The organism is Mucilaginibacter sp. GW821-FHT07H05 (genome assembly GCF_059418485.1).
This window is the reverse complement of the sequence record NZ_JBWKPY010000002.1, coordinates 88,728-109,620: the sequence shown is the minus strand read 5'-3', so window position 1 is coordinate 109,620 and position 20,893 is coordinate 88,728. Positions and strand designations below refer to the sequence as shown.

Genomic DNA, 20,893 nt, shown 5'->3' with positions numbered 1-20,893 from the left:
AGTTATATTTGTTTGCCCCGACCCGCAGTATGCATTACAATTCGTTTCAGTATTCGGCACGTATATGGCTTAGCACGTCATTGGCCGTTCCGCACATCTATATTCTTTATTTCTTTGCTTCGCGCGGCATCAGCGCTTATTTGCCGCTTTGGGGGTACCTGATTTTGCTTTTTGAGTCGCTGTTACTATCTGTGCCGGTTTGGTTTGTGTTTTTTATAGCGCTTAATCTGATATGCAAAACCAATACCTCATTAATAGTTAAAAAACTGATAGCCTGGGGAACGCTGGAGTTACTGCTGTTTTTATTATTCGCTGTCCTGATCTATGGTTTTGGCGATCGGGGTACAACGTGGTCGTCCTGTTTCGAGTTTTTAGTGATTGGCAGTGTCGCTATCGCGGTAAGCATATTTTTATACACATTGCGGCCTTTGCGCAACAGGGAAGAGGCCTTTCAACTCTTCAAGCCGAATGTATAAAGCCCTTTTCCCTATCCTATTTGTTACGGTTAAAGCAGGATACGGCAGGATGGGTAATTATCCCCAAAGTCGGAGATTTACTGTTACCAATTGTATTAACCGCCCGCGCGGAACTATCATAAAATAAAACACCCCCGGATATGAAAAAACTGATCCTGCTCACGCTGTTTTTAACTGCACAAAGTCTGTTAGCCTTCCCGGCTGTTTATTATGTTGCCACCGATGGCAAAGACGATAACCCCGGCACGTTTAAAAAACCACTGGCTACGTTGCAAAAAGCGCAATCGCTGGTAAGTCCCGGTGATACGGTTTATATCCGCGGCGGGGTATATCACATGACCGAAGACCAGATCAGTCAGAAATTACGGGGATATGCCTGTGTTACCTTTTTAGATAAAAGCGGCACGCCTAATAAATATATTAACTACTGGGCCTATACCAAGGATAAAGACAAGCCGGTGTTTGAATATTCGGCCGTTAAGCCGGCTAATTTTAGGGTGGCTGCATTTTACGTAACCGGATCGTGGATCCACCTGAAAGGTTTTGAAGTGACCGGCGTACAGGTGACCATTAAAACCCATACCCAATCCGAGTGTTTTGAGAACCACGGCAGCAATAATATTTACGAGCAGCTCAGCATGCACGATAGCATGGCCATTGGCTTTTACCTGTTAAATGGATCGAACAACCTGATACTGAATTGCGATGCCTATCGCAACTTCGATAATTTTTCGGAAAACGGCCGCGGCGGTAATAGTGACGGCTTTGGTAACCACCCGCAGCCGGGCAGCAAGGGGAATGTATTTAGAGGTTGCCGCGCCTGGTTTAATAGTGACGACGGCTACGATTGCATTAACGCCTTTGAAGCCACCACGTTTGATAACTGCTGGGCCTTTTACAACGGTTTCGATGCTAACTTTAAAAGCGCCGGCGATGGTAACGGTTTTAAAGCAGGGGGCTATGCGCGCCGTCCGGCTAATCAACTGCCCAATCCTATCCCGCAAAATACGATACAGTTTTGCCTGGCGGTTGGCAACAAGGCTAACGGCTTTTACAGCAACCACCATATTAACGGCAGTTTTTGGTACAATAACAGCGCCTATCGCAACGGCACTAATTTTAATATGCTGAACCGCCTGAAAGAAGAAGTAATGGCCGATGTGCCAGGCTATGGCCACAAAATGCGCAATAACCTGGGCTACAAAGGCAATAAAGAAGTAGATATGCTGGATGTTGCTAAATGCGACCTGAGCCATAATTACTTTGATTTGAACATGGCCGCCACTGCCGATGATTTTGTAAGCCTGGACGAAACCCTGCTGATTGCCCCGCGCAAGCCTGATGGCAGCCTCCCCGATACCGGCTTTATGAAGCTAAAACCCAAAAGTCAGTTTGTAGATAAAGGCGTAGATATAGGCTTCCCATTTAAAGGCAAAGCCCCCGAATTAGGCGCATTTGAAGTGGGTAAATAATAAAGAAAGGGTTGCTGGCTTATTATAAAAGGCTTCAAATAAGCCCTTTATAATTAATTTAAATTTTATTTTGAACAATTGACTAATGCGCCTATATTTGCAGTCCCAAAACAAGGGAGTTTAGCTCAGCTGGTTCAGAGCATCTGCCTTACAAGCAGAGGGTCACTGGTTCGAACCCAGTAACTCCCACTTAAAAATCAAGCCTCTTAGAGATAATCTAAGGGGTTTTTTGTTTAACGTAGTTACTTAACTGGTCGAAGTTTAGCGGAGCGTAACTTCGACCTATAATATGGTAAGCTTCCAGCTTACCAAGCCCAGCCTAATCAGTTGAGCGTGTTGGGTGAGGCCATAATAGCGTACTATTATGGATGCTGTTGTTGGATTCATAACCGCTGTTGAATGTAGCCCTTACCCCAATAAGTGGATCTGCGTACAGAGCGGGTTTGGCTAAAGCCACTTTATTTGAACTGATAACCGCCCCATAAATGGGACGGCAATTAACTGAAAATTGTGATATTAATAGTCATTGCCGTTGGCTTTAGCCAACGGATATATGCATATGTAAAAAAGGCTTTAGCCTAATTGCCGATAGGAACAGTCTACTTCCACCTAATCGCCAAATACTTACACGGCGTATCATTAGGATTATTAATCCCATGCATCTCGTTACTGTTCATCAAATAGAAATCTCCGGCCGATGCTTTGTAGGTTTTGCCGTTAATGGTTTCTTCGGTATCACCTTCCAGCACCAGTATCAGTTCGGTATCTACGTGCGCATGCGGTGCATGACTGGGGCCTTTGGTTTTGAGTTCGGTAATATGCATCTCCAGTTTTTCCGACATGGCTGTGGGTCTGTCGAAGTACTTAATGCCCCCGCCCCGGGCCGATGGCACATATTTAAGCGAGTCGGCGCTCAGCATTATTGGTCCGCCGGCTTTGGCGCAACGCTCCAAATCCATTGGTTTGTTGGAGCGGAACATGAACACATAGTAGGTAAGCGGGCCATCGCCAACGTTTTCTGTCGACTGCATTTCGTGCGGGGGTACCAATATAATGCTGCCCTTTTTTAAAATCTGGCTTTTAGCGCCCATGGTAAACTTCATGGTGCCTTCGGTAATAAATATCAGTTCTTCGGTATCGGCCTGGGCATGTGGTGGCTTGGGCGCCGCGCCCTTGGCCTGGGTGCTGGTATGCACCCTGAAGTATTTCAACTCGGCAGTGGTGCCTTCAACAAACTTGCGGCTTTCGCGGTCGCCGGTTTTTGTTAGAGGCGCATCAGCTACGTGGTAAGCGCCGGATGGAATAGGGTTTAGCTGCGCTACCGACCGGGTAGCAATAGCCATGAGGGCAACAAGGATCAGCTTTTTCATAAAAACGGTTGATAATGGTACCCGAAAATAAGAATTATTTATAAGATGATAACAGTCTGATTGTTGTTACTTCCCCTCTAATAACAGATCTATCTGCGCGCTTAGCTTTTGCTCTAAAACCATCCCCTCAAAACCTATGGTACGGAACTGCATTTTACCGGCCCGGTCCAGCACCGCTATGGTTGGTATCAGTGTAAAGCCTACTTTATCGCCAATATCCCTGTCGCCGTTATAATACAAAGGGAAGGTGTAGTTGCTGTGTTGTTTGGCCCAGTTTTGCGCATCGGTTAGCGTGTTTTTACTGCCGCTGTTAATTACCATAAACATCACGTTGGGATTGTTCTTATACTGATTATATACCTTTTGCAGATAGGGCAATTCTTCCATACAGGGCACGCACCAGGTGGCCCAAAAATCCATAATCACTACTTTGCCTTTCAACTGGTCCATATTCAGTGGCTGGCCTTTTAAATCGCTGATGGCGGTTAATTGCGGACCGGGCAGGTTCAGCACTTCCTTTTTAACCACGCGGGTCATTTGCTGCTTTAATATTTTGGCTAACTGGTCCAGCTTTTCCTGGTAACCCTCGTCCGATCCTTTAAACGAGCGGTAATTTTTTTGCGATGCGGCTAAGGCTTCACTGTCTGATGGTTCCTTTAACAGGATCTTCCAGTAATTATTAAAAGCCTTTTCGGGCATCTGCAGGCGCTGATATACGTAGGCTATATCTTTTAGGGTTTGCTTATCATCCGATAAGGCTTCGGCCTGGCTGGCCTCTTTTAACGCGGCAACGTTATCCTTTTTATTTAGATGATTAAGCGCCATGGTAGCCAGCAAATTAGCCTTGGCCTGGCTTACCTGCTTTGTGCGGGTACTATCGGCTACATAAGCCGGGATATAGCCAAACTCGGGGAAATAACGGATGATGCCAACGGGGTAACTATCTACAATTTGCAGGGCTTGCTGGGCATACTTCAGCGCTGTATCAGGCGCCAGGTGGTATTTGGTTAATGTTTCGGCAATGCCCTTTAAGGTTTTGGCCCGGTACGGACTGGTATCATTCCTGAAAAAGCGGGCATGATATAAGGCCTTCAGCGTGTTTTTACGGGCGGCATAATAATCAAACAAATCCGAATGGATGGATATGGCCCCATCGCCTTTAGGGTTTTTGGCCGTCTTTAGGGCCTGCTCCAGGCGGATGATCCTTTTGGTGGTATCTTTTTCTTTAGCGATCTCGCCACCCAGGAAATCCAGCGCGGCATCAGATGCGGGATATCTGGTCATCACCACCCGGTGTACCGAATCTACCCGGGTGCTTTCGCCCAATATCAGGTATCCCATGGTAACGGTGTTGAGCACGCCCATAGTAGTTGGTGCTTTGGCAAAGCGGTCGGCAATTACCCGGTGCGCCTCGTCGTATAGTTTTTTGCGTTCGGCGGCATCTTTGGTAGCGGCCAGGCTATTGGTGATCAGTCTTACTTTGGCCTCGTAGTTATCGGGATGGTTCTTTAGTTCGGTTAGCAGCAATTCCCGCTGCATATCATGGATCAGCGGCGAGCGGCCCATCTGCGCGGTAAGACTGTAACCCTCGTGCAGGTAGCCATTCTCCACCCGTTTGCCATCTTTATATACAGCAATGGCATACTGTTTAGTTTCGGATGGCTTATCAATCAAAGTGCCGCTTTGCACATAAAACGTAGCGAAAGTGGCATAGCGCTGCAGCTTAAACGTAACCGACCAGTCGTTCCCGTTTTGTACCAGCGGCAGCTTATAGGGTAACTCGTAAAAGGTAGAATAAGTAAACACCAGGTTAATGGCCTTGGCATCGGCTGGTATTTTGGCGCCCGGTGCGCCGGCATGATAGGTAATGGTAACATCCTGCCCGCGTTGGGGTTGTTCAGGTGCTATTTGGAGCGGGCTTTGGGCCAATAGCGGTTGCAAACGGATAGTTAATGCTAAAGCCAGGAGTGTTTTAAATGCTGCTTTCATGGTGTTTTGGTAATGTAATATCAGCATTATTTAGGATTATCCCCTTATCCCGCCTAAAAATCACTCCAATGGTTACATTAAAAAAATTGAAGCGCTTAATTGATGCTTAAACCCCAAACTGTGTTAAGTGATGGTTTAAGTGTTTATAAAACATGGTATTCCATTCGCCAGCAGTTAGTACGCCGAACGAGTGCGACTCCTTTCCGTCAAAATGCGCTTCGCCTAATTGCAGGGTTTTATCGAGATAACCAAGCAAGCGGGCTTTCTCTGTTTCAAAGTCCTTATCTTCTTTAATAATAAAGGCTGGGGCCGTTGGGTTGTTTTTTTTGTAGGGTTGGGGACCAACTACCTTATTTTTAACCAATAACTTAAGGATGAATTTCAGAAGCCCTTTAGGCTTGGGGTGCTTGCCCTCCTCGTAAACCATCTCGTAACTTACATTGCAGTGTGCCAGCATTTGCGATACATTCATTTTACCCCATTGGCCTGCCGACCCGGGCGTTAATTTACCTATGCGGTTTGTTAGTTCTTTAACATCGACGGGGTTAAATACGCTTTCCATTTTGTTGATTTTGGTTTCCTAAAGATGGTGAATTCCCGGATGTTTTCAATAAAAAAGGGTACCAGATATTAAGCAGGAGATGTGTTCCGGATAACTATATTGTTATCGCCGCCTTCACCAAATAAGGCAATATCTCTTTTTGAAAAGACACAAAATTTTTCCGTACATCCGAATCGCTTACCGAGGTAAAGGCAAAGCTGAATACAATGCTTTTACTGCACTTAATCAGGAAGCGCAGGCGCTGTAAATAGGTCTCGTGCTTGCGGATGCCGCCAAGCTGTGCAAAGGAGGTGATCAGCAATTCTTCCAGTTCGTTACTCAGGTTTTTCAGAAACTCCTGCGAGTTTGTGGATTCGCGGATAAAGTCCCAGCCGATAAACTCGTTACAAATGGTGTAGGAGAGGCGGCTGGTTTTCATAATTAAACTGTTCAGGTGGGCTTCTTCGTCCATATCTGCGTTGTCGGCATGTACCAGGTCGTCTACGCTTACGCGGATATAATCCATCAGTAACGAGTGTAGTACATCCTCCTTGCTGTCGAAGTATTTGTAAATGGTAGCCTTGGCTATTTTGGCGCGCCTGGCAATCTCGTTCACGCTGGTTTTATGGTAGCCAAACTTGCGGAACAGGTCCTGCGCGGCCCGTTTGATACTTTCTTTAATTTTGTCGGCTTCCATGTGCTTTAGTTCGAAACGAAGAGTTGGAAATTACTTACATACGCATCATACACACGAAGCGATTTTGATGCCGGCGCTTTTACCGGCGAGCCATCATTTAACGAGAATTTAGAGCCGCTGCAAGGGTCGGTTACGGTAAAGCCGCTATCATCAATAGTAACCGCACATTTTTTTTCGGGCTCGTAGCTGCTGCAACGGTCGTAAGCATGGTATAAGCCGGCAGCATCACGATATAACAGCAAGCCTGCCACACCATAGCCATTCACTACAACCGCGCTACCGGGACTGTTTAACTTGTTAATGCGGGTATCCGACAAGGCGGCCTGGAAATTTACGGGCACGCTGGGTATACTGCTCCCGTTATCCTTCGCGCACGAAAGAAAAGAGACTGTTAAGATAACCAGCAAGCCCAATTTCCTCATCATTATATAATTTCTGTTTTAAACTGTTTTAAAAAGCGCGCATCGTTCTCCGAGAACAGGCGCAGGTCGCGGATCACCCATTTCAGGTTGGCAATACGCTCGATACCCATACCAAACGCAAAGCCTGTATACTTCTTACTATCTATGCCGCAATTTTCCAGCACATTGGGGTCAACCATGCCGCAGCCCAAAATCTCAACCCAACCACTGTATTTACACATGTTGCAGCCGGCCCCTTTACATATGGTACAGGAGATATCCATTTCGGCCGATGGTTCGGTAAACGGAAAATACGACGGGCGGAAACGCACTTTGGTACCCTCGCCGTATAGTTCGGTCACAAAATGAAACAGTGTTTGTTTCAGATCGGCAAACGATACGTTCTCATCAATATACAAACCCTCTACCTGGTGGAAAAAGCAATGCGCACGGGCCGATATCGCCTCGTTACGGTAAACGCGGCCCGGCATAATGGCGCGGAACGGCGGTTTCCCCTGCTCCATCATCCGCACTTGTACCGATGAGGTATGCGTACGCAGGGCAATATCATTACCTTCTTCCTTTTTAATAAAGAAGGTATCCTGCATATCACGCGCAGGATGCTCGGCCGGGAAGTTCAGGGCCGAGAAGTTGTGCCAGTCGTCTTCAATCTCCGGCCCTTCGGCCACCACAAATCCTAAACGCTTAAAAATATCGATGATCTCGTTCCGTACCAGCGAAAGCGGATGCCGCGAGCCAACTGCGAAACCTTCGCCCGGTAGGGTAAGATCAAGTTCTGAGTCCTGAGTCTTAAGTTCTGAGTCAAAACCCTCTTTAAACTCGTTATATTTAGCTTCGGTACTTTGTTTAAACTGGTTCAATACTTTACCCAGCACCCGCTTTTCTTCGGGGCTAACGGCTTTAAATTGCTCAAACAGGTCTTTCACTATCCCCTTGGTGCCTAACCAGCGGATGCGGAATTCTTCCAGCTGCGCCGCGTTTGCCGGTGCAAATTCTTCTATCTCTAAAGTATATTGATTGATCTGATCTTGCATTAACTCTTCTTATTGTATTGATTTACTATTTCTTCTATATCCTCGTAAACTAACTTATCGGCTTTTATGTCCTCTGCAAGTTTGTTACTATCCTTAAAGTATTTAGCCAGTACTTTTTTAAATTCTTTGTTGTTTTCGGGTATGATGATATAACGGTTTTCGCCAGGTCGCTTTATGAAAAAATTGTTTTTCGACATGCTTTTACGTATTGAGCCGGGCATTTGTCTCATCACCATATTTCTTCCCACTCCTACCGGCATCATCATGGTCATTGGGGCCGTGTTCGAAAATAAAGTTTGCTTATATAAACAAAGTTTTGCACCATAAACCATTTCTTTAACAAATACTTTACTAATAAAAAGCTTATCGCCAAACGATGCCATATGAGGATTGGGCGGTACAATTGTTGTATCTGTAAGCACTCTAAATGTATCGGCCGCTGCTACAAATTCCATTATTTCCTTTGGGTCATATCTTGTGGTTTTATCGGCAATAGTATCCTTATAAATAGCCGTAACGCCATTAAACCTAACCAGTCCATTTAGCTTAACACCCGATGGCAGCAATACATAGCCTTTAACAAAATCATCTATGATAAAATTAAGGTCATCAATCAAAGTTTGATGATGGTTTACGGTGTCTTTCGGGCTGGCCGGAATGCCATACACATCGTCACCCTTATCCTTTTTTTGAGAGTAAGCAGCCGGGCTAATGGTGCAAATACCAATAATTCCAAGAAAAACGATTAAACGTACCATCTTAACAGGCAAAAATACGACTATTTGTTTTACTTAATCACCCCTAATTCTTTACCCACCTTAGTAAACGCCGCAATGGCTTTATCTAAATGCGCCCTATCGTGCGCAGCGGAAATCTGCACACGGATACGGGCCTTACCTTGCGGTACTACCGGGTAGTAAAAGCCGATCACATAAATACCTTCTTCCAGCATTTTGGCGGCAAAGGTTTGCGATAGCTTGGCATCATACAGCATTACCGGTACAATAGGATGTATGCCAGGTTTAATATCAAAGCCGGCGGCGGTCATTGCCTCGCGGAAGTATTTGGTATTGCTTTCCAGCTTATCGCGCAGTTCAGTAGTTTCGCTCAGCATATCCAGCACTGCTATAGATGCGCCGGTAATTGCAGGGGCAAGCGTGTTACTGAATAAATATGGACGCGAACGCTGGCGCAACATATCAATAATTTCTTTCCTTCCGGATGTAAAACCGCCCGATGCGCCACCTAATGCTTTACCCAAAGTGCCGGTAATGATATCGATACGGCCCATTACGTTATGGTGTTCGTGCGTACCCCTGCCAGTTTTGCCCATAAAGCCCGAGCAGTGGCTTTCGTCAATCATCACCAAAGCTTTGTACTGATCGGCCAGGTCGCAAATTTTATCCAGTTGGGCAATAGTGCCATCCATACTGAAGGCGCCGTCGGTTACAATAATGCGGTGACGGCAGCTTTCGGTAGCCTTTAGTTTTTCTTCCAGATCGGCCATATCATCGTGCTTGTAACGCTGGCGCTGGGCCTTGCATAAGCGCACGCCGTCGATAATGGAAGCGTGGTTCAATTCGTCGGAGATAATGGCGTCCTGCTCGTTAAAAAGCGGTTCAAACACGCCGCCGTTGGCATCAAATGCCGCGGCGTAAAGGATGGTATCTTCGGTGCCTAAAAATTGGGATATTTTTAACTCCAGCACTTTATGGATATCCTGTGTACCGCAGATAAAACGTACCGACGACAGGCCGTAGCCACGTAGATCCATTATCTTTTTGGCTGCTTCAATCACTTTCGCATTGCCCGATAAGCCAAGGTAGTTATTGGCGCAAAAATTAATCACTTCCTGCCCGCCCAGCACGGTAATATCCGCCCCCTGGGCCGATGTGATAATGCGTTCGCGTTTAAATAATCCGGCTTTTTCTATTTCGGCCAATTCCTGTTTTAATACAGGCTTAAGGGTATCGTACATAGCTGATGTTTTATAAAACACCAAATTTAAGCATTAGCGGGCATTTAGCGTGTATGTGGCTGATTTATTATGCCTGCATACAAACATTTCCGCTATAAAAATGCTTTATAAATATAGTTATATGAGAAAATTTTTACTCTTACTGTTTGTTTCCCTAATCACCCTTCATGCATCGGGACAAACATACCAATTAAGCGGTCGCATTACGGACGGACAAAGCCAGCCGATAGGCTTTGCTTCGGTATATATTAAAAATACTACCCACGGCACATCCGCTAACGAGAATGGCTATTATAATTTCAACCTTAAGCCCGGTAACTATAGCGTGATATACCGCTTTGTAGGCTATAAAGAACGTACGGAAAACATAACCATTGCCGATCACGACGAGCACCGGGATATCATTATGGTAGCCGATAGCTTCCTGCTGAAAACCGCGGTTGTACGTTCAAGGCGAGGGGATGTGGCGAAAGAAATTATACAGCAGGTAATTAATAAACGCGAGTTTTACCTTAACCAGGTAAAGCAATATACGGCCACAGTTTATATAAAAGGGGTGCAGAAATTAATAAGCGCCCCGAAAAAACTATTAGGGAGGGATGTTTCAGCGATGCTTGAACTGGATAGTACCGGTAAGGGTATCCTGTATCAATCAGAATCGTTATCAAACTACAATTTTAAAGAGCCGGGTAAAGTTAAGGAGGTGATGATCGCATCTAAAGTTGCCGGGCAGAACACCGCGTTCAGCTATAATAAGGCGTCAGACCTGAAGGTGAATTTTTACCGTAACCTGTTTCGTATAAATGGGTTAAGTCCGCGTAGTTTTGTTTCGCCGGTGGCAGCGGGAGCCATGTTGTTTTACAATTATAAACTATTGGGGTCGACTATTGAAAATGGTAAAACCATTGATAAGATACAGGTGATACCTAAACGTAAACACGATCCCGTTTTCCGCGGTGTAATTTATATTGTGGAAGGCGACTGGCGCATATACGGTACCGATCTGCTGATCACCAAGGATGCTAATATCAACCTGGTAGATACGCTGGAGATCAGCCAGCAGTATATCCCCGTAAGGGATAGCATCTGGATGCCGGGCGCCACTCAATATAACTTTAAGGGGAATGTATTGGGATTTAAGTTTGAAGGCTATTATGCCGCCATATATAACAATTACAACCTGGACCCCCAGTTTCCGGAAGGTTTTTTTGATGGCGAGATTATGCGGATTGATACCGCGGCTAATAAAAAGGATAGCAGCTACTGGGCCAAAACACGGCCGCTGCCTTTAACCCCGCAGGAGCTGAAAGATTATCGTAAAAAAGATAGTGTGGCTGTCATCAGGCAATCGCTGCCTTATCTTGATTCGGTTGAGCATGCCAATAACCAGCTAAGCCCCTTTAACTTTACGGTAACGGGGTATCGCTACAGCAACAGGCGCAAGGGAGATGTGTTGTATGTATATCCGTTTTATCAAACTGTATATTATAATACGGTAGAGGGCTACGGTATCATCCCTAAGGTAAAATTCACCCGGACATACCTGGATGGCCGCTCGTTTGCTATTACGCCCATGGTGCGCTATGGCTTTGCCGGTAAAATGTTTAATGCCAATGTTAACCTGGCCTATCAGTATGATCCGCCACACGAGGGCGCCTTTTTTGCAGCCTTTGGCAGCGATCAGCTGGACCTGAGTAATGTAGGCACACGGTCGCTTACGTTTAATACGCTGAGCAGTTTGCTGTACGAAAACAACTATGTAAAATATTACCGTTCGCGATACGCTCAATTTGGTTATCAGCGGGAGCTATCAAACGGAATATTGCTGAATACCGAACTGTCTTATTCAACCCGCGATCAGTTATATAATAACTCGGCCAATCATTGGTTTGATAATAAAACCAAAGAGTATACGTCAAATAATCCGTTTACACCTTTGGCCGAAACGCCTTTGTTCCCGCATCATAACGCGCTTACATTTAAGGCATCGTTGCTGTTTACATTTAACCAGCGCTACGTTACCAGGCCTACAGGCCGGTTTTATGAACCGCCGGCCTATCCGCAACTGCGCATTAACTATCGTAAAGGGATGTCGGGTGTGGATTATGATTTTGCCTCGGCCGATCTTTTTGACGATCATGTCACGCTGGGTTTATGGGGGTATTCGGCCTATAAAATTACAGCCGGCGATTTTTTTAATCGCGGTAAGCTGTATTATATGGATTATAACCATTTTTTGGGTAACCAGGGCAGCGTGTTCGATCCGGCAATAGGCGGCTTCCATTACCTGCCGTTTTATACCTATAGCGCCAGCCACGCCTTTATTGAGGCCCATTATGAGCATAATTTTACCGGCAACCTGTTAAACAATATCCCCGGCCTGCGCAAATTAAAGCTGGAGGAAATAGTAGGGGGCAACTACTTAACCGAACAAGGTAAAAGCAATTACTACGAGTTTTATGTGGGGGTTAAACGCTTGTTCTTTAGGTTTGATTATGGCTTTGCTTATGATGGGAACCACAAAGTGATGCAGGGCATTAAAATATTTTACGGCTTGAAATAACATTTCGGCCCGCGCAAAACGCATTCGATATTTTTTGTAAATAAATAGTACTATGTATTGTATAGTACCATGTTTAATATTATCTTTGTATTGTTCAATATAAAATTAACAGACATGAAAAAGATACAAACGCTATTTATTGCACTGTCGCTATCGGTTATAGCAGCAGCATGCCACCACGGCAAACACTCCGTTATTTCAATAAACGATGGCCGTAATTCAACAAAGATCGAATTTTCAGGCCGTATTGTTTTTAACGATGATAATACCGGCATCAGCAGCATGGCGCCCCTCAGTTATTTTAAATACAAGCACAATGATGAAAAGCTTACTGCCGAGTGCGATAAAAATGGCCACATTGTTTACGAATTAAATGACGACGACCAAACTACGGCGCTTAACGAAGATGGCAAACGCCTGTTAGCCGAAGCAGTTAAGCAGGTAGCCAAAGCACAAGGTAAACGCCGGTAATTAATTATACAAAAGATTGACAGGGTAGCTTTTCGGTTTGCCTTTTACCTTTCCGCCCAATTTGTTACCTTTGCACCGCATTAAACGCTGCTTGCAACAGTATCAATGGTTTCATGGAACAATATCAAACACTACTCTACTATTGTTATTCAACAATAGCGGACGCGGAGCAATTCGCGGCCGATCATTTAAAATTTTGTAAAAGTTTAAACCTGGTGGGGCGCATTATTGTGGCCGAAGAAGGTTTAAACGGCACCGTATCGGGCACGGTGGAAGCTTGCAAAGCTTACATGGAGGCTATCCATGCCGATGAGCGTTTTGCCAAAACCGATTTTAAAATAGATAACGTTGAAGAACCTTCGTTTGTAAAGATGCATTGCCGCTATAAATCGGAGATTGTACACTCGGGCCTGCGCGATCCGCAGATGATCGACCCAAACCGCCAAACCGGCAAGCACCTGGAGCCGGCCGAGTTTTTAGCGATGAAAGACCGCGACGATGTGGTGATATTGGATGTACGGTCGGACTATGAGCATTCGCTTGGCCGCTTTAAAAACGCGGTTACGCTTGATATCGAGAACTTCCGCGATTTTCCGGCCCAGATTAACGCGTTGGCAAAATTTAAGGATAAAAAGATCCTGACCTATTGCACCGGCGGCATTAAATGCGAAAAGGCATCGGCTTTGCTGTTGCACGAGGGCTTTAGTGACGTTTATCAGTTGCACGGCGGCATTATAAAATACGGTAAGGAAGCCGGCGGCCAGGATTTTGAAGGTAAATGTTATGTGTTTGATAACCGCCTTTCGGTTGATGTAAACTCAGTTAACCCGGTGGTGATATCTACCTGCCGCAACTGCGGTACGGTAACCGATAAGATGATCAACTGCGCCAACCCGGAATGTAACGAGCACTTTACCCAATGCGATGCCTGCGGCGAGCAATTAGAAGGCTGCTGCAGCGATGCCTGCCAAAGCCATCCGCGCAAGCGTGTGTATGATGGTACCGGCTATTATGTAAAAGTTCCGCAACCGGTTAATGTGAAGAAAAAGGAATTGGTTTAGAAATAGCTTGTCATTGTGAGCGATAGCGTGGCAATCTCGTAGTTTGATTTGCGAACTACGAGATTGCCACGTCGCCCTATCACACGGCCCAACGCCGCTCCTCGCAATGACAATTTGGTATAAAAGAAGAAAGGCTTGCAATTTTGCAAGCCTTTCTTCTTTTATATATTCCCCCTTCAGGGGGTTAGGGGGTTATTTATGCTTCGCACCCATTTCAAATGTAATCGTCCCGCCGTTCATAATATCAGCATGGGTTAAAAACGGTGTGGTTAATACTTTACCGTTCAGCGTAATTTTTTGGATAAATACATTCTTGTCACTTTGGTTTTTCACATTAACGGTAAAGGTTTTGCCGTTATCTAAATTAAGTACCGCGTTATCAATAGCCGGGCTGCCAATGGCATATTGATCTGACCCCGGCGCCACCGGGTAAAAGCCCAGCGTGCTGAAGATATACCAGGCGCTCATTTGGCCCGTATCATCGTTGCCGCCCAAACCGTCTGGGGTTGGTTTGTACATGCGTTTCAATATCATGCGAATCTTCTCCTGGGCTTTCCAGGGCTTGTCGGTCCAATCGTACAGGTAAGCTACGTGATGCGATGGCTCGTTACCATGCACATAGTTACCGATGATGCCGTCTTTGGTAATATCCTCTGTTTCGGCAAAGTATTTATCCGGCAAATCATAACTAAACAGGCTGTCCATATAAACGTTAAAGCGCTTATTGCCGCCCATCATTTTAATTAATGAAGCCGGATCATGCGGAACAAACAGGGTATAGTTCCAGGCGTTACCTTCAATAAAGCCCATACCTAACGTAGTAAACGGATCGAACTTTTTGCGGAAAGTGCCATCGGTCAGTTTAGGGTGCATAAAGCCCGAAGCCGGGTTAAACACGTTCTTATAATTTTGAGATCGTTTGTAAAACTCCTCGTAAATATCATTTTTACCTAACTTTTTGGCTAACTGGGCAATGCACCAATCATCATAAGCATATTCTTCGGTTGATGATACCGAGTTGCCGTTACGCTCGTCGGGGATATAACCCAGATCCATATAATAGCCTATTCCGGCATAATCGCGGTGGCGGGCGGTGGTTACACAGGCTTCCAGCGCGTGGTTGGCGTCGATGCCTTCGGCATTGCCTTTGATGATGGCATCGGCAATTACCGATACACTGTGATAACCACTCATACACCAGTTTTCGTTAGCCGAGTTTGACCATACCGGCAGCATGTGCTCAGGACTTTGATCGTAATGGGCCAGCATGCTGCGTACCATATCGGCATTTCGTTTAGGGTCGATGATGTTAAACAGTGGGTGCAGTGCACGGTAAGTATCCCAAAGCGAGAAGGTAGTATAATTGGTAAAGCCTTCGGCCTTGTGGTTGTTTTGATCCAACCCGCGGTAGCTGCCATCCACATCCATATAAACGGTAGGATTGATCATGGCGTGGTACATCGAGGTATAAAAATCAACCAGTTCGTCCTTATTGGTGCTTTTAACCACAATTTTGTGCAGTTCTTTTTCCCAGGCAGCTTGTCCCTCGGCTTTGGTTTTCTCGAAATCCCAGCCGGGCAGTTCGGCTTTCATGTTGGCTAAAGCGCCATCCATGCTTACCGGTGACAGCGCGAACTTGATCTTGATCTTTTCGTTAGCTTCGGTTTTAAAATCGAAATAAACGCGTAATTGGCGGGCCGCTAATTCGGGGAAGTTCTTGGTTCTTGCAAACTGGCCCCAAAAACCTCCGTACACTTCACGTTTATCGTACTTACGGTAGCCCATCTGGATAAACTTTTTATTAAATGTCATGGCAAAATACAGGGTACGGGTACGCGCCCAGCCATTGGTACTGCGGTAACCCACCACGGTACTATCGTTTACCATGCGCAGGTAGGTCCACACGTTTTTATCTGGATAGTTATAAATGCCCGCCATCAGATCCAGTATCACATGCGATTGATCGGATTTAGGGAAGGTATATTGATGGAAACCTACACGGGTGGTGGTTGTCATTTCGGCAGTAATATTAGGGCCGTCCAGTTTTACCTTATAATAGTTAGCCTCGCTCACCTCGTTAGCATGCGAAAAAGCCGAACGGTAGCCGCTGCCCGGTTTATCAGCCGTGCCGGGGTTCAGTTTCAAAGCGCCTACTGTGGGCATGATCAGGAAATCGCCCAGATCAGAGTGACCGGTACCGCTAAAGTGGGTATGGCTAAAACCTACAATGGTTTTATCATCGTACTGGTAGCCCGCGCAGTATTTATATACATCGGGATTATAGCGGCCGTTTAGTTCGTAGCTGGGGGTATCGGTTTCGGGGCTTAATTGCACCATCCCGAAAGGAACAGTAGCGCCGGGATAAGTATGGCCCATCCGCTGTGTGCCGATAATTGGTTTTACGTATTGTACCAGGGTTTGCGCGCCGGCATTTAAAGCTAAACAGCTAAAGGCGGCCAGGAGTATTTTTTTCATAGATAAAAGAGATGCAGCAAATAGTTAATGGGCCAAATATAAGGCTTCATGGGGCTGTATAAAATAAAATTTGGCTTAATGGTGATTTAACCACAGAGCTCACAGAGAAAGGAAACACAGAGTCCGCAGAGATTTAGTGAGTTAATTAAACAAAGCCTCTAGGGTCTCCGTGCAAACCTCTGTGCGCTTTGTGGTTAAACCTAACCGTCAAATTTATTTTGATGTTTAAACCCAAACAAAATCACTAAATTGCCATTATGTCATAACAATACCACGTTTGTAACAACGGTATGGGTTTTGTAATCTAACACTCAAACAACACTAAAAAAATGAAAAAATTTCTTTCAGCAATTATATTGATAGCGACCGTTATGTCGCTTAGCTCGTGCAGTTATAACAGCATGGTTAAAATGGACGAGAACATTAAAGGCAAATGGGGCGAGGTGCAAACCCAGTACCAGCGCCGTGCAGACCTGATCCCTAATTTGGTGGCCACCGTAAAAGGCCAGGCTAATTTTGAGCAGAAAACATTGACCGATGTAACCGAGGCCCGCGCCAAAGCAACATCTATACAGGTTGACCCTACCAAACTTACGCCCGAAACCATCCAGAAATACCAGGAGGCGCAAGGCCAGTTAAGCACTGCGTTGGGCCGCTTAATGGTAGCATCAGAGAATTATCCTACGCTGCGTTCAAACGACGCGTTTAATACTTTGCAGGCACAGTTAGAAGGCACCGAAAACCGTATAGGCATTGCCCGCAAGGACTTTAACGAAGCGGTACAGGCTTACAACAGCAAGATCCGCTCGTTCCCGGCTAACCTGACGGCCAAAATGTTTGGCTTTGCGCCAAAAGGCTATTTTGCCGCCGAGGCAGGTTCTGATAAAGCGCCTAAAGTTTCTTTCTAAGATTTCACCGATTGGGGGATGATTTCACCGATTATAAATCGGTGAAATCCTTTCTCAAAAATCTGTGAAATCACCAAAACAATCTGTGTAATCAAACGACAGTATGGCTGTATTTACCGAAGAAGAACAATTACTGATACGCCGCGCGGTGGAAAACGCCGAGAAGAATACATCGGGCGAGATTAGGGTTTGTATCGAGAAGAACTGCAACGAGGAGGTGCTTGACCGTGCTGCCAAATACTTCTACAAGCTGGATATGGATAAAACCCGGCTGCGCAACGGTGTGCTGATTTACGTGGCCACTGTCGATCGTAAGTTTGCCATTATAGGCGATGCCGGCATTAATAAAGTTGTTGCAGGTACCTTTTGGGATGATACCAAACTGGCCATGCAGGAACAGTTTAAATACGGCAAACTGGTTGAAGGCATTGCTACCGGCGTGGAAATGGCAGGGCAGCAGTTGAAAAAATATTTCCCCTACCAGGCCGGCGACCGCAACGAACTGCAGGACGACATTGCTTTTATGGATGGCGATTAATTAACCGATAGATGTTAAAGAAACTGATATTTTGCTGGGGACTGTTGCTTTGCACAGTTTTCGCCTTCGCGCAGGAGTTTCCTGAGAAATCAAAAACACTGCTTACCGACTATACCAATACCCTTTCTGCCGATCAGCAGCAACAATTGGAACAAAAGCTGTTTAACCATAATGATACTTCGGCCATAAAGATTGCCGTAGTGATCATGAAATCGACAGGTGGCTATGATATTAATGAATACGGCGCCTTATTGGGCCGCAAATGGGGCATCGGTAATAAAGATAAAAACACAGGTGTGCTGATACTGGTGGCCATGGCCGACCGTAAAATGTCTATCCAAACCGGTTATGGTGTGGAGGGTGCCCTGCCCGATGCGATTACACAAAGTATTATACAGCAGGATATGAAACCCCGTTTTAAAACGGGCGATTACTATGGCGGATTAGATGCCGCAGTTGATGACATTGTTAAATACACCAAAGGCGAGTACAAAGCCGAACCCAGCAAAAAGAAAAGCCGTAGTAATGGCGGTAACGGAGGCCCTATTGGGTTTATCGTCATCATTGTTGTTGTTATCCTGATCGCGATATTTCGTAAACGTGGCGGTGGTGGTGGCGGGCACATTATAGGCAGCCGCGGCGGTGCAAGTCCGTTTTGGTGGTTCCTGGCCGGTTCGGCATTAGGGCGCAGCAGCGGTGGTGGCGGCTGGGGAGGATTCTCTGGCGGCGGCGGTGACAGCGGTGGATGGAGTGGCGGCAGTGGCGGTAGCTTTGGCGGCGGCAGCTTCGGCGGCGGCGGATCAAGCGGGAGCTGGTAGCCCACAGTCATTGAGTCATCGGGTCATTAAGTCATTCTTTTATAGTCAATATGTACCAGCGGGATTATCTGCTTAACGAGGCGCGCAAGTTTGCCCAGCTTTTAGCCCGGTTAATGGGTTTAAAATCTGAAGGTAAAGAAGAAGAGTTTGCACAGGAGTTTAACCAGGCTTTGCAGGATGAGTATAATATTGAATTAGAAGCGCTGGTTGGCTTATCTCAACAGGATTTTAAAGCCAGGTTACAGGAAGCCGTTTATAGCGCCGAAAAGCTGAACGCCTTAAGCCAGATGCTTTACGTATTTGCCCAGCCATTTGCACCAACCGGGGATGTAGCACTGCTTTTAGAAAAAGTGCTGATCATTTTTGATATCCTGGAACAAAAACATCATTACGACTCTTTTGAAAACATTGATAAACGAAATACGATATACCGCTTTTTAAACAATAACTATGAACGATCTTAAATGGGCAATTTGTTCGTCCGAATATATCCATAAAGGCCCCTGGGCTACTTTACGAAGCGATAAATGCGAAATGCCAGATGGCCGTATTGTAGAGCAATATTATGTACTGGAATACCCTAACTGGGTAAACGCGGTTGCCATAACCGAAGAGAACAAAATTTTGATGGTGCGCCAGTACCGCCATGCGGCAGGTATTGTTTCCTTAGAAATACCCGGCGGGGTAATTGATGGGGATGAAGCCCCGGCCGATGCCATGCGCCGCGAATTGCTGGAAGAAACCGGCTACCAGTTTGATGAGATAGAACTGATAGCAACCGTTTACGCCAACCCGTCAACAGCTAATAACCACACCTATTGCTACCTGGCCAAAGGCGGCAAAAAAGTACAGGAGCAAAACCTGGACGAACACGAGGAAATTATAGTTGAAGAATATACCATAGCCGAAATAAAACAGCTGCTGGCCGATAATAAAATAGCCCAGGCATTGCATTGCACCGGGCTGTTTTACGCGTTAGTGAAACTGGGCGAGTTGTAATCAGGCCTGCTTCGGGTATTTCTTTTTCAAGTACTTCAGTATCTCGGGGAAAAACTCGGCAAAGGTTTTGTATTTGTGGCTGTTGATGTATTTATCATAGATCAGCGGGGTAAGGTCTTCCACATAAATAAAATCGCTGCCAGTTTCACGGGCTACCTGGCGCTTGTATTGTCGCTCGGTGCGGTATTTTTTATATAGCGCAGCGGTGATAGAACGTACCATATTCTCGTCAAAGCAATAAGCCCAGTTACCAATGGTATTACGTTTCATGCCCTCATCATCCTTGTTAAACAGGTAAGCCAAATCGGCAATTTCTTTTTCGTATTGTTTCATCAAACTGTTGATGTAAACATGACTGCCTTCGTGCCAAACCAGGTTTTCAAAACCGGCAAACTCAAATATGGGGTCGGCATCCTTATTGGCATCGCGCTTAAAATAGCCGGTATTATAAACCAGCCAGTCGCTAAACTGTGGGTTTAGGGTTTTAGTCATAATAGCGTGCGAACCCCAGCTATTCAGCGGGTCGATACAGATATCCCATTTCACATCCGATTGAAAACCGTAAAAGCTTTCCAGCTTCTCAATCAACCGGCCCGAATCAACCTTGGCTTTCAGTTCATCGCCCCATTTGGTATACCGCGCCTGGTGTTGCTGAAAGAAATCCCAGAAATGAGTATCATTAAAAAAGTCCCTGCAAAGTTTAATATACTCCAGTGTGTTTTCTTTACCGTAGTGTTTATACCAGCTTAAGTCGGCCGGTTCATAAATTTTGATGTTGGGGAAATCGCTCATGCACCAGCCCAGTTCCACCAGGTCGGTATATACTTTATCAAACCCGGCTACTTTTTTAACCGCCGGGTGGTCTTTATATTTTCCAAAGTAGGCCAGTGCTTCTTTGCTGTAGGCCGATGGGTTAGGCTGCGGGTATTTATCGGCCAGGATCTGGATAATGGTGAACAACTCCACACCGGGGTGCACGTTTACTTTCAGTTTATCCTGGCAAAAGCCGGCTAAGGGCATTAGCGCGGTTAAGCAGATCAATAATAATTTTTTCATTTATGGGTGATTTTGATACTACTAA

At 45.7% G+C, this 20,893-nt stretch carries 20 protein-coding genes and 1 tRNA gene; 11 read left to right on the top strand and 10 right to left on the bottom strand.

Annotated elements, in window-relative coordinates:
- Positions 1 to 29 precede the first annotated feature (29 nt).
- From AC07M6_RS04525 to AC07M6_RS04515, 3 genes are all read left to right on the top strand, one after another.
- Positions 30 to 476, top strand: coding sequence for a hypothetical protein (locus AC07M6_RS04525; RefSeq protein ID WP_494887732.1), 447 nt, complete (start codon positions 30 to 32; stop codon positions 474 to 476).
- Between the two features lie 140 nt (positions 477 to 616).
- Positions 617 to 1,948: a right-handed parallel beta-helix repeat-containing protein gene (locus tag AC07M6_RS04520; RefSeq protein WP_494887731.1), complete on the top strand. Its 1,332-nt coding sequence runs from the start codon at positions 617 to 619 to the stop codon at positions 1,946 to 1,948.
- A 114-nt stretch (positions 1,949 to 2,062) separates the two neighbouring features.
- Positions 2,063 to 2,137: transfer RNA gene (locus tag AC07M6_RS04515), tRNA-Val, on the top strand.
- A gap of 410 nt (positions 2,138 to 2,547) precedes the next feature.
- On the opposite strand, the gene AC07M6_RS04510 is transcribed toward AC07M6_RS04515, so the two are convergent.
- The 8 genes from AC07M6_RS04510 to kbl all read right to left on the bottom strand — a co-directional run bounded on the left by AC07M6_RS04510 (position 2,548) and on the right by kbl (position 9,979).
- Positions 2,548 to 3,318 carry a cupin domain-containing protein gene (locus AC07M6_RS04510; protein ID WP_494887730.1) on the bottom strand — a complete coding sequence of 257 codons (771 nt, stop codon included), beginning with the start codon at positions 3,316 to 3,318 and terminating at the stop codon, positions 2,548 to 2,550.
- Positions 3,319 to 3,384: 66 nt separating this feature from the next.
- Complete coding sequence (locus AC07M6_RS04505; protein WP_494887729.1) at positions 3,385 to 5,307, bottom strand: TlpA family protein disulfide reductase; 1,923 nt, start codon at positions 5,305 to 5,307, stop codon at positions 3,385 to 3,387.
- Positions 5,308 to 5,413: 106 nt separating this feature from the next.
- The gene (locus AC07M6_RS04500; protein WP_494887728.1) at positions 5,414 to 5,869 is read right to left on the bottom strand and encodes a DUF1569 domain-containing protein; all 456 of its coding nucleotides are present in this window, start codon (positions 5,867 to 5,869) and stop codon (positions 5,414 to 5,416) included.
- Between the two features lie 94 nt (positions 5,870 to 5,963).
- Positions 5,964 to 6,545 carry a TetR/AcrR family transcriptional regulator gene (locus AC07M6_RS04495; protein WP_494887727.1) on the bottom strand — a complete coding sequence of 194 codons (582 nt, stop codon included), beginning with the start codon at positions 6,543 to 6,545 and terminating at the stop codon, positions 5,964 to 5,966.
- Between the two features lie 5 nt (positions 6,546 to 6,550).
- Positions 6,551 to 6,970: a Rieske (2Fe-2S) protein gene (locus AC07M6_RS04490; protein ID WP_494887726.1), complete on the bottom strand. Its 420-nt coding sequence runs from the start codon at positions 6,968 to 6,970 to the stop codon at positions 6,551 to 6,553.
- A complete protein-coding gene (gene pheS / locus AC07M6_RS04485; RefSeq protein WP_494887725.1) occupies positions 6,970 to 8,001 on the bottom strand; it encodes a phenylalanine--tRNA ligase subunit alpha in 1,032 nt (343 codons plus the stop codon). Before pheS ends, AC07M6_RS04490 begins: the two co-directional genes overlap by 1 nt.
- Entirely contained in the window at positions 8,001 to 8,759 is a 759-nt protein-coding gene (locus AC07M6_RS04480) for a hypothetical protein (protein WP_494887724.1), read from the bottom strand. Before AC07M6_RS04480 ends, pheS begins: the two co-directional genes overlap by 1 nt.
- A 29-nt stretch (positions 8,760 to 8,788) precedes the next feature.
- On the bottom strand, positions 8,789 to 9,979 hold the full coding sequence (kbl, locus tag AC07M6_RS04475; protein ID WP_494887723.1) for a glycine C-acetyltransferase: 1,191 nt from the start codon (positions 9,977 to 9,979) through the stop codon (positions 8,789 to 8,791).
- A 121-nt stretch (positions 9,980 to 10,100) separates the two neighbouring features.
- On the opposite strand from kbl, the gene AC07M6_RS04470 reads away from it, so the two are divergent.
- The 3 genes from AC07M6_RS04470 to trhO all read left to right on the top strand — a co-directional run bounded on the left by AC07M6_RS04470 (position 10,101) and on the right by trhO (position 14,074).
- Entirely contained in the window at positions 10,101 to 12,542 is a 2,442-nt protein-coding gene (locus AC07M6_RS04470) for a DUF5686 and carboxypeptidase regulatory-like domain-containing protein (protein WP_494887722.1), read from the top strand.
- A gap of 114 nt (positions 12,543 to 12,656) precedes the next feature.
- Positions 12,657 to 13,013, top strand: a complete 357-nt coding sequence (locus AC07M6_RS04465; RefSeq protein WP_494887721.1) for a hypothetical protein — start codon at positions 12,657 to 12,659, stop codon at positions 13,011 to 13,013.
- A 113-nt stretch (positions 13,014 to 13,126) separates the two neighbouring features.
- Positions 13,127 to 14,074: an oxygen-dependent tRNA uridine(34) hydroxylase TrhO gene (trhO, locus tag AC07M6_RS04460; protein WP_494887720.1), complete on the top strand. Its 948-nt coding sequence runs from the start codon at positions 13,127 to 13,129 to the stop codon at positions 14,072 to 14,074.
- A 192-nt stretch (positions 14,075 to 14,266) separates the two neighbouring features.
- Here trhO and AC07M6_RS04455 read toward each other — a convergent pair whose 3' ends face one another.
- Complete coding sequence (locus tag AC07M6_RS04455; RefSeq protein WP_494887719.1) at positions 14,267 to 16,549, bottom strand: GH92 family glycosyl hydrolase; 2,283 nt, start codon at positions 16,547 to 16,549, stop codon at positions 14,267 to 14,269.
- 329 nt (positions 16,550 to 16,878) lie between these two features.
- Between AC07M6_RS04455 and AC07M6_RS04450 the strand changes: the two genes are divergently transcribed.
- From AC07M6_RS04450 to AC07M6_RS04430, 5 genes are all read left to right on the top strand, one after another.
- The gene (locus AC07M6_RS04450; RefSeq protein WP_494887718.1) at positions 16,879 to 17,457 is read left to right on the top strand and encodes a LemA family protein; all 579 of its coding nucleotides are present in this window, start codon (positions 16,879 to 16,881) and stop codon (positions 17,455 to 17,457) included.
- Positions 17,458 to 17,560: 103 nt separating this feature from the next.
- Positions 17,561 to 17,995, top strand: a complete 435-nt coding sequence (locus AC07M6_RS04445; RefSeq protein WP_494887717.1) for a TPM domain-containing protein — start codon at positions 17,561 to 17,563, stop codon at positions 17,993 to 17,995.
- An 11-nt stretch (positions 17,996 to 18,006) separates the two neighbouring features.
- A complete protein-coding gene (locus AC07M6_RS04440) occupies positions 18,007 to 18,813 on the top strand; it encodes a TPM domain-containing protein (protein ID WP_494887716.1) in 807 nt (268 codons plus the stop codon).
- 50 nt (positions 18,814 to 18,863) lie between these two features.
- Positions 18,864 to 19,277 (top strand): hypothetical protein, encoded by a 414-nt coding sequence (locus tag AC07M6_RS04435; protein WP_494887715.1) that lies wholly within the window; start codon positions 18,864 to 18,866, stop codon positions 19,275 to 19,277.
- Positions 19,264 to 19,812, top strand: coding sequence for an NUDIX hydrolase (locus tag AC07M6_RS04430; protein WP_494887714.1), 549 nt, complete (start codon positions 19,264 to 19,266; stop codon positions 19,810 to 19,812). Before AC07M6_RS04435 ends, AC07M6_RS04430 begins: the two co-directional genes overlap by 14 nt.
- On the opposite strand, the gene AC07M6_RS04425 is transcribed toward AC07M6_RS04430, so the two are convergent.
- Positions 19,813 to 20,868 carry a DUF4932 domain-containing protein gene (locus AC07M6_RS04425; protein WP_494887713.1) on the bottom strand — a complete coding sequence of 352 codons (1,056 nt, stop codon included), beginning with the start codon at positions 20,866 to 20,868 and terminating at the stop codon, positions 19,813 to 19,815. It lies immediately after the preceding gene.
- Positions 20,869 to 20,893 lie beyond the last annotated feature (25 nt).

Coding starts and splice junctions, on each gene's coding strand:
- AC07M6_RS04525 (WP_494887732.1), top strand. CDS start 30: ATGCATTACAATTCGTTTCAGTATTCGGCACGTATATGGCTTAGCACG.
- trhO (WP_494887720.1), top strand. CDS start 13,127: ATGGAACAATATCAAACACTACTCTACTATTGTTATTCAACAATAGCG.
- AC07M6_RS04435 (WP_494887715.1), top strand. CDS start 18,864: ATGTACCAGCGGGATTATCTGCTTAACGAGGCGCGCAAGTTTGCCCAG.
- pheS (WP_494887725.1), bottom strand. CDS start 8,001: ATGCAAGATCAGATCAATCAATATACTTTAGAGATAGAAGAATTTGCA.
- AC07M6_RS04450 (WP_494887718.1), top strand. CDS start 16,879: ATGAAAAAATTTCTTTCAGCAATTATATTGATAGCGACCGTTATGTCG.
- AC07M6_RS04505 (WP_494887729.1), bottom strand. CDS start 5,307: ATGAAAGCAGCATTTAAAACACTCCTGGCTTTAGCATTAACTATCCGT.
- AC07M6_RS04495 (WP_494887727.1), bottom strand. CDS start 6,545: ATGGAAGCCGACAAAATTAAAGAAAGTATCAAACGGGCCGCGCAGGAC.
- AC07M6_RS04480 (WP_494887724.1), bottom strand. CDS start 8,759: ATGGTACGTTTAATCGTTTTTCTTGGAATTATTGGTATTTGCACCATT.
- AC07M6_RS04510 (WP_494887730.1), bottom strand. CDS start 3,318: ATGAAAAAGCTGATCCTTGTTGCCCTCATGGCTATTGCTACCCGGTCG.
- AC07M6_RS04465 (WP_494887721.1), top strand. CDS start 12,657: ATGAAAAAGATACAAACGCTATTTATTGCACTGTCGCTATCGGTTATA.
- kbl (WP_494887723.1), bottom strand. CDS start 9,979: ATGTACGATACCCTTAAGCCTGTATTAAAACAGGAATTGGCCGAAATA.
- AC07M6_RS04430 (WP_494887714.1), top strand. CDS start 19,264: ATGAACGATCTTAAATGGGCAATTTGTTCGTCCGAATATATCCATAAA.
- AC07M6_RS04455 (WP_494887719.1), bottom strand. CDS start 16,549: ATGAAAAAAATACTCCTGGCCGCCTTTAGCTGTTTAGCTTTAAATGCC.
- AC07M6_RS04440 (WP_494887716.1), top strand. CDS start 18,007: ATGTTAAAGAAACTGATATTTTGCTGGGGACTGTTGCTTTGCACAGTT.
- AC07M6_RS04490 (WP_494887726.1), bottom strand. CDS start 6,970: ATGATGAGGAAATTGGGCTTGCTGGTTATCTTAACAGTCTCTTTTCTT.
- AC07M6_RS04445 (WP_494887717.1), top strand. CDS start 17,561: ATGGCTGTATTTACCGAAGAAGAACAATTACTGATACGCCGCGCGGTG.
- AC07M6_RS04520 (WP_494887731.1), top strand. CDS start 617: ATGAAAAAACTGATCCTGCTCACGCTGTTTTTAACTGCACAAAGTCTG.
- AC07M6_RS04470 (WP_494887722.1), top strand. CDS start 10,101: ATGAGAAAATTTTTACTCTTACTGTTTGTTTCCCTAATCACCCTTCAT.
- AC07M6_RS04500 (WP_494887728.1), bottom strand. CDS start 5,869: ATGGAAAGCGTATTTAACCCCGTCGATGTTAAAGAACTAACAAACCGC.
- AC07M6_RS04425 (WP_494887713.1), bottom strand. CDS start 20,868: ATGAAAAAATTATTATTGATCTGCTTAACCGCGCTAATGCCCTTAGCC.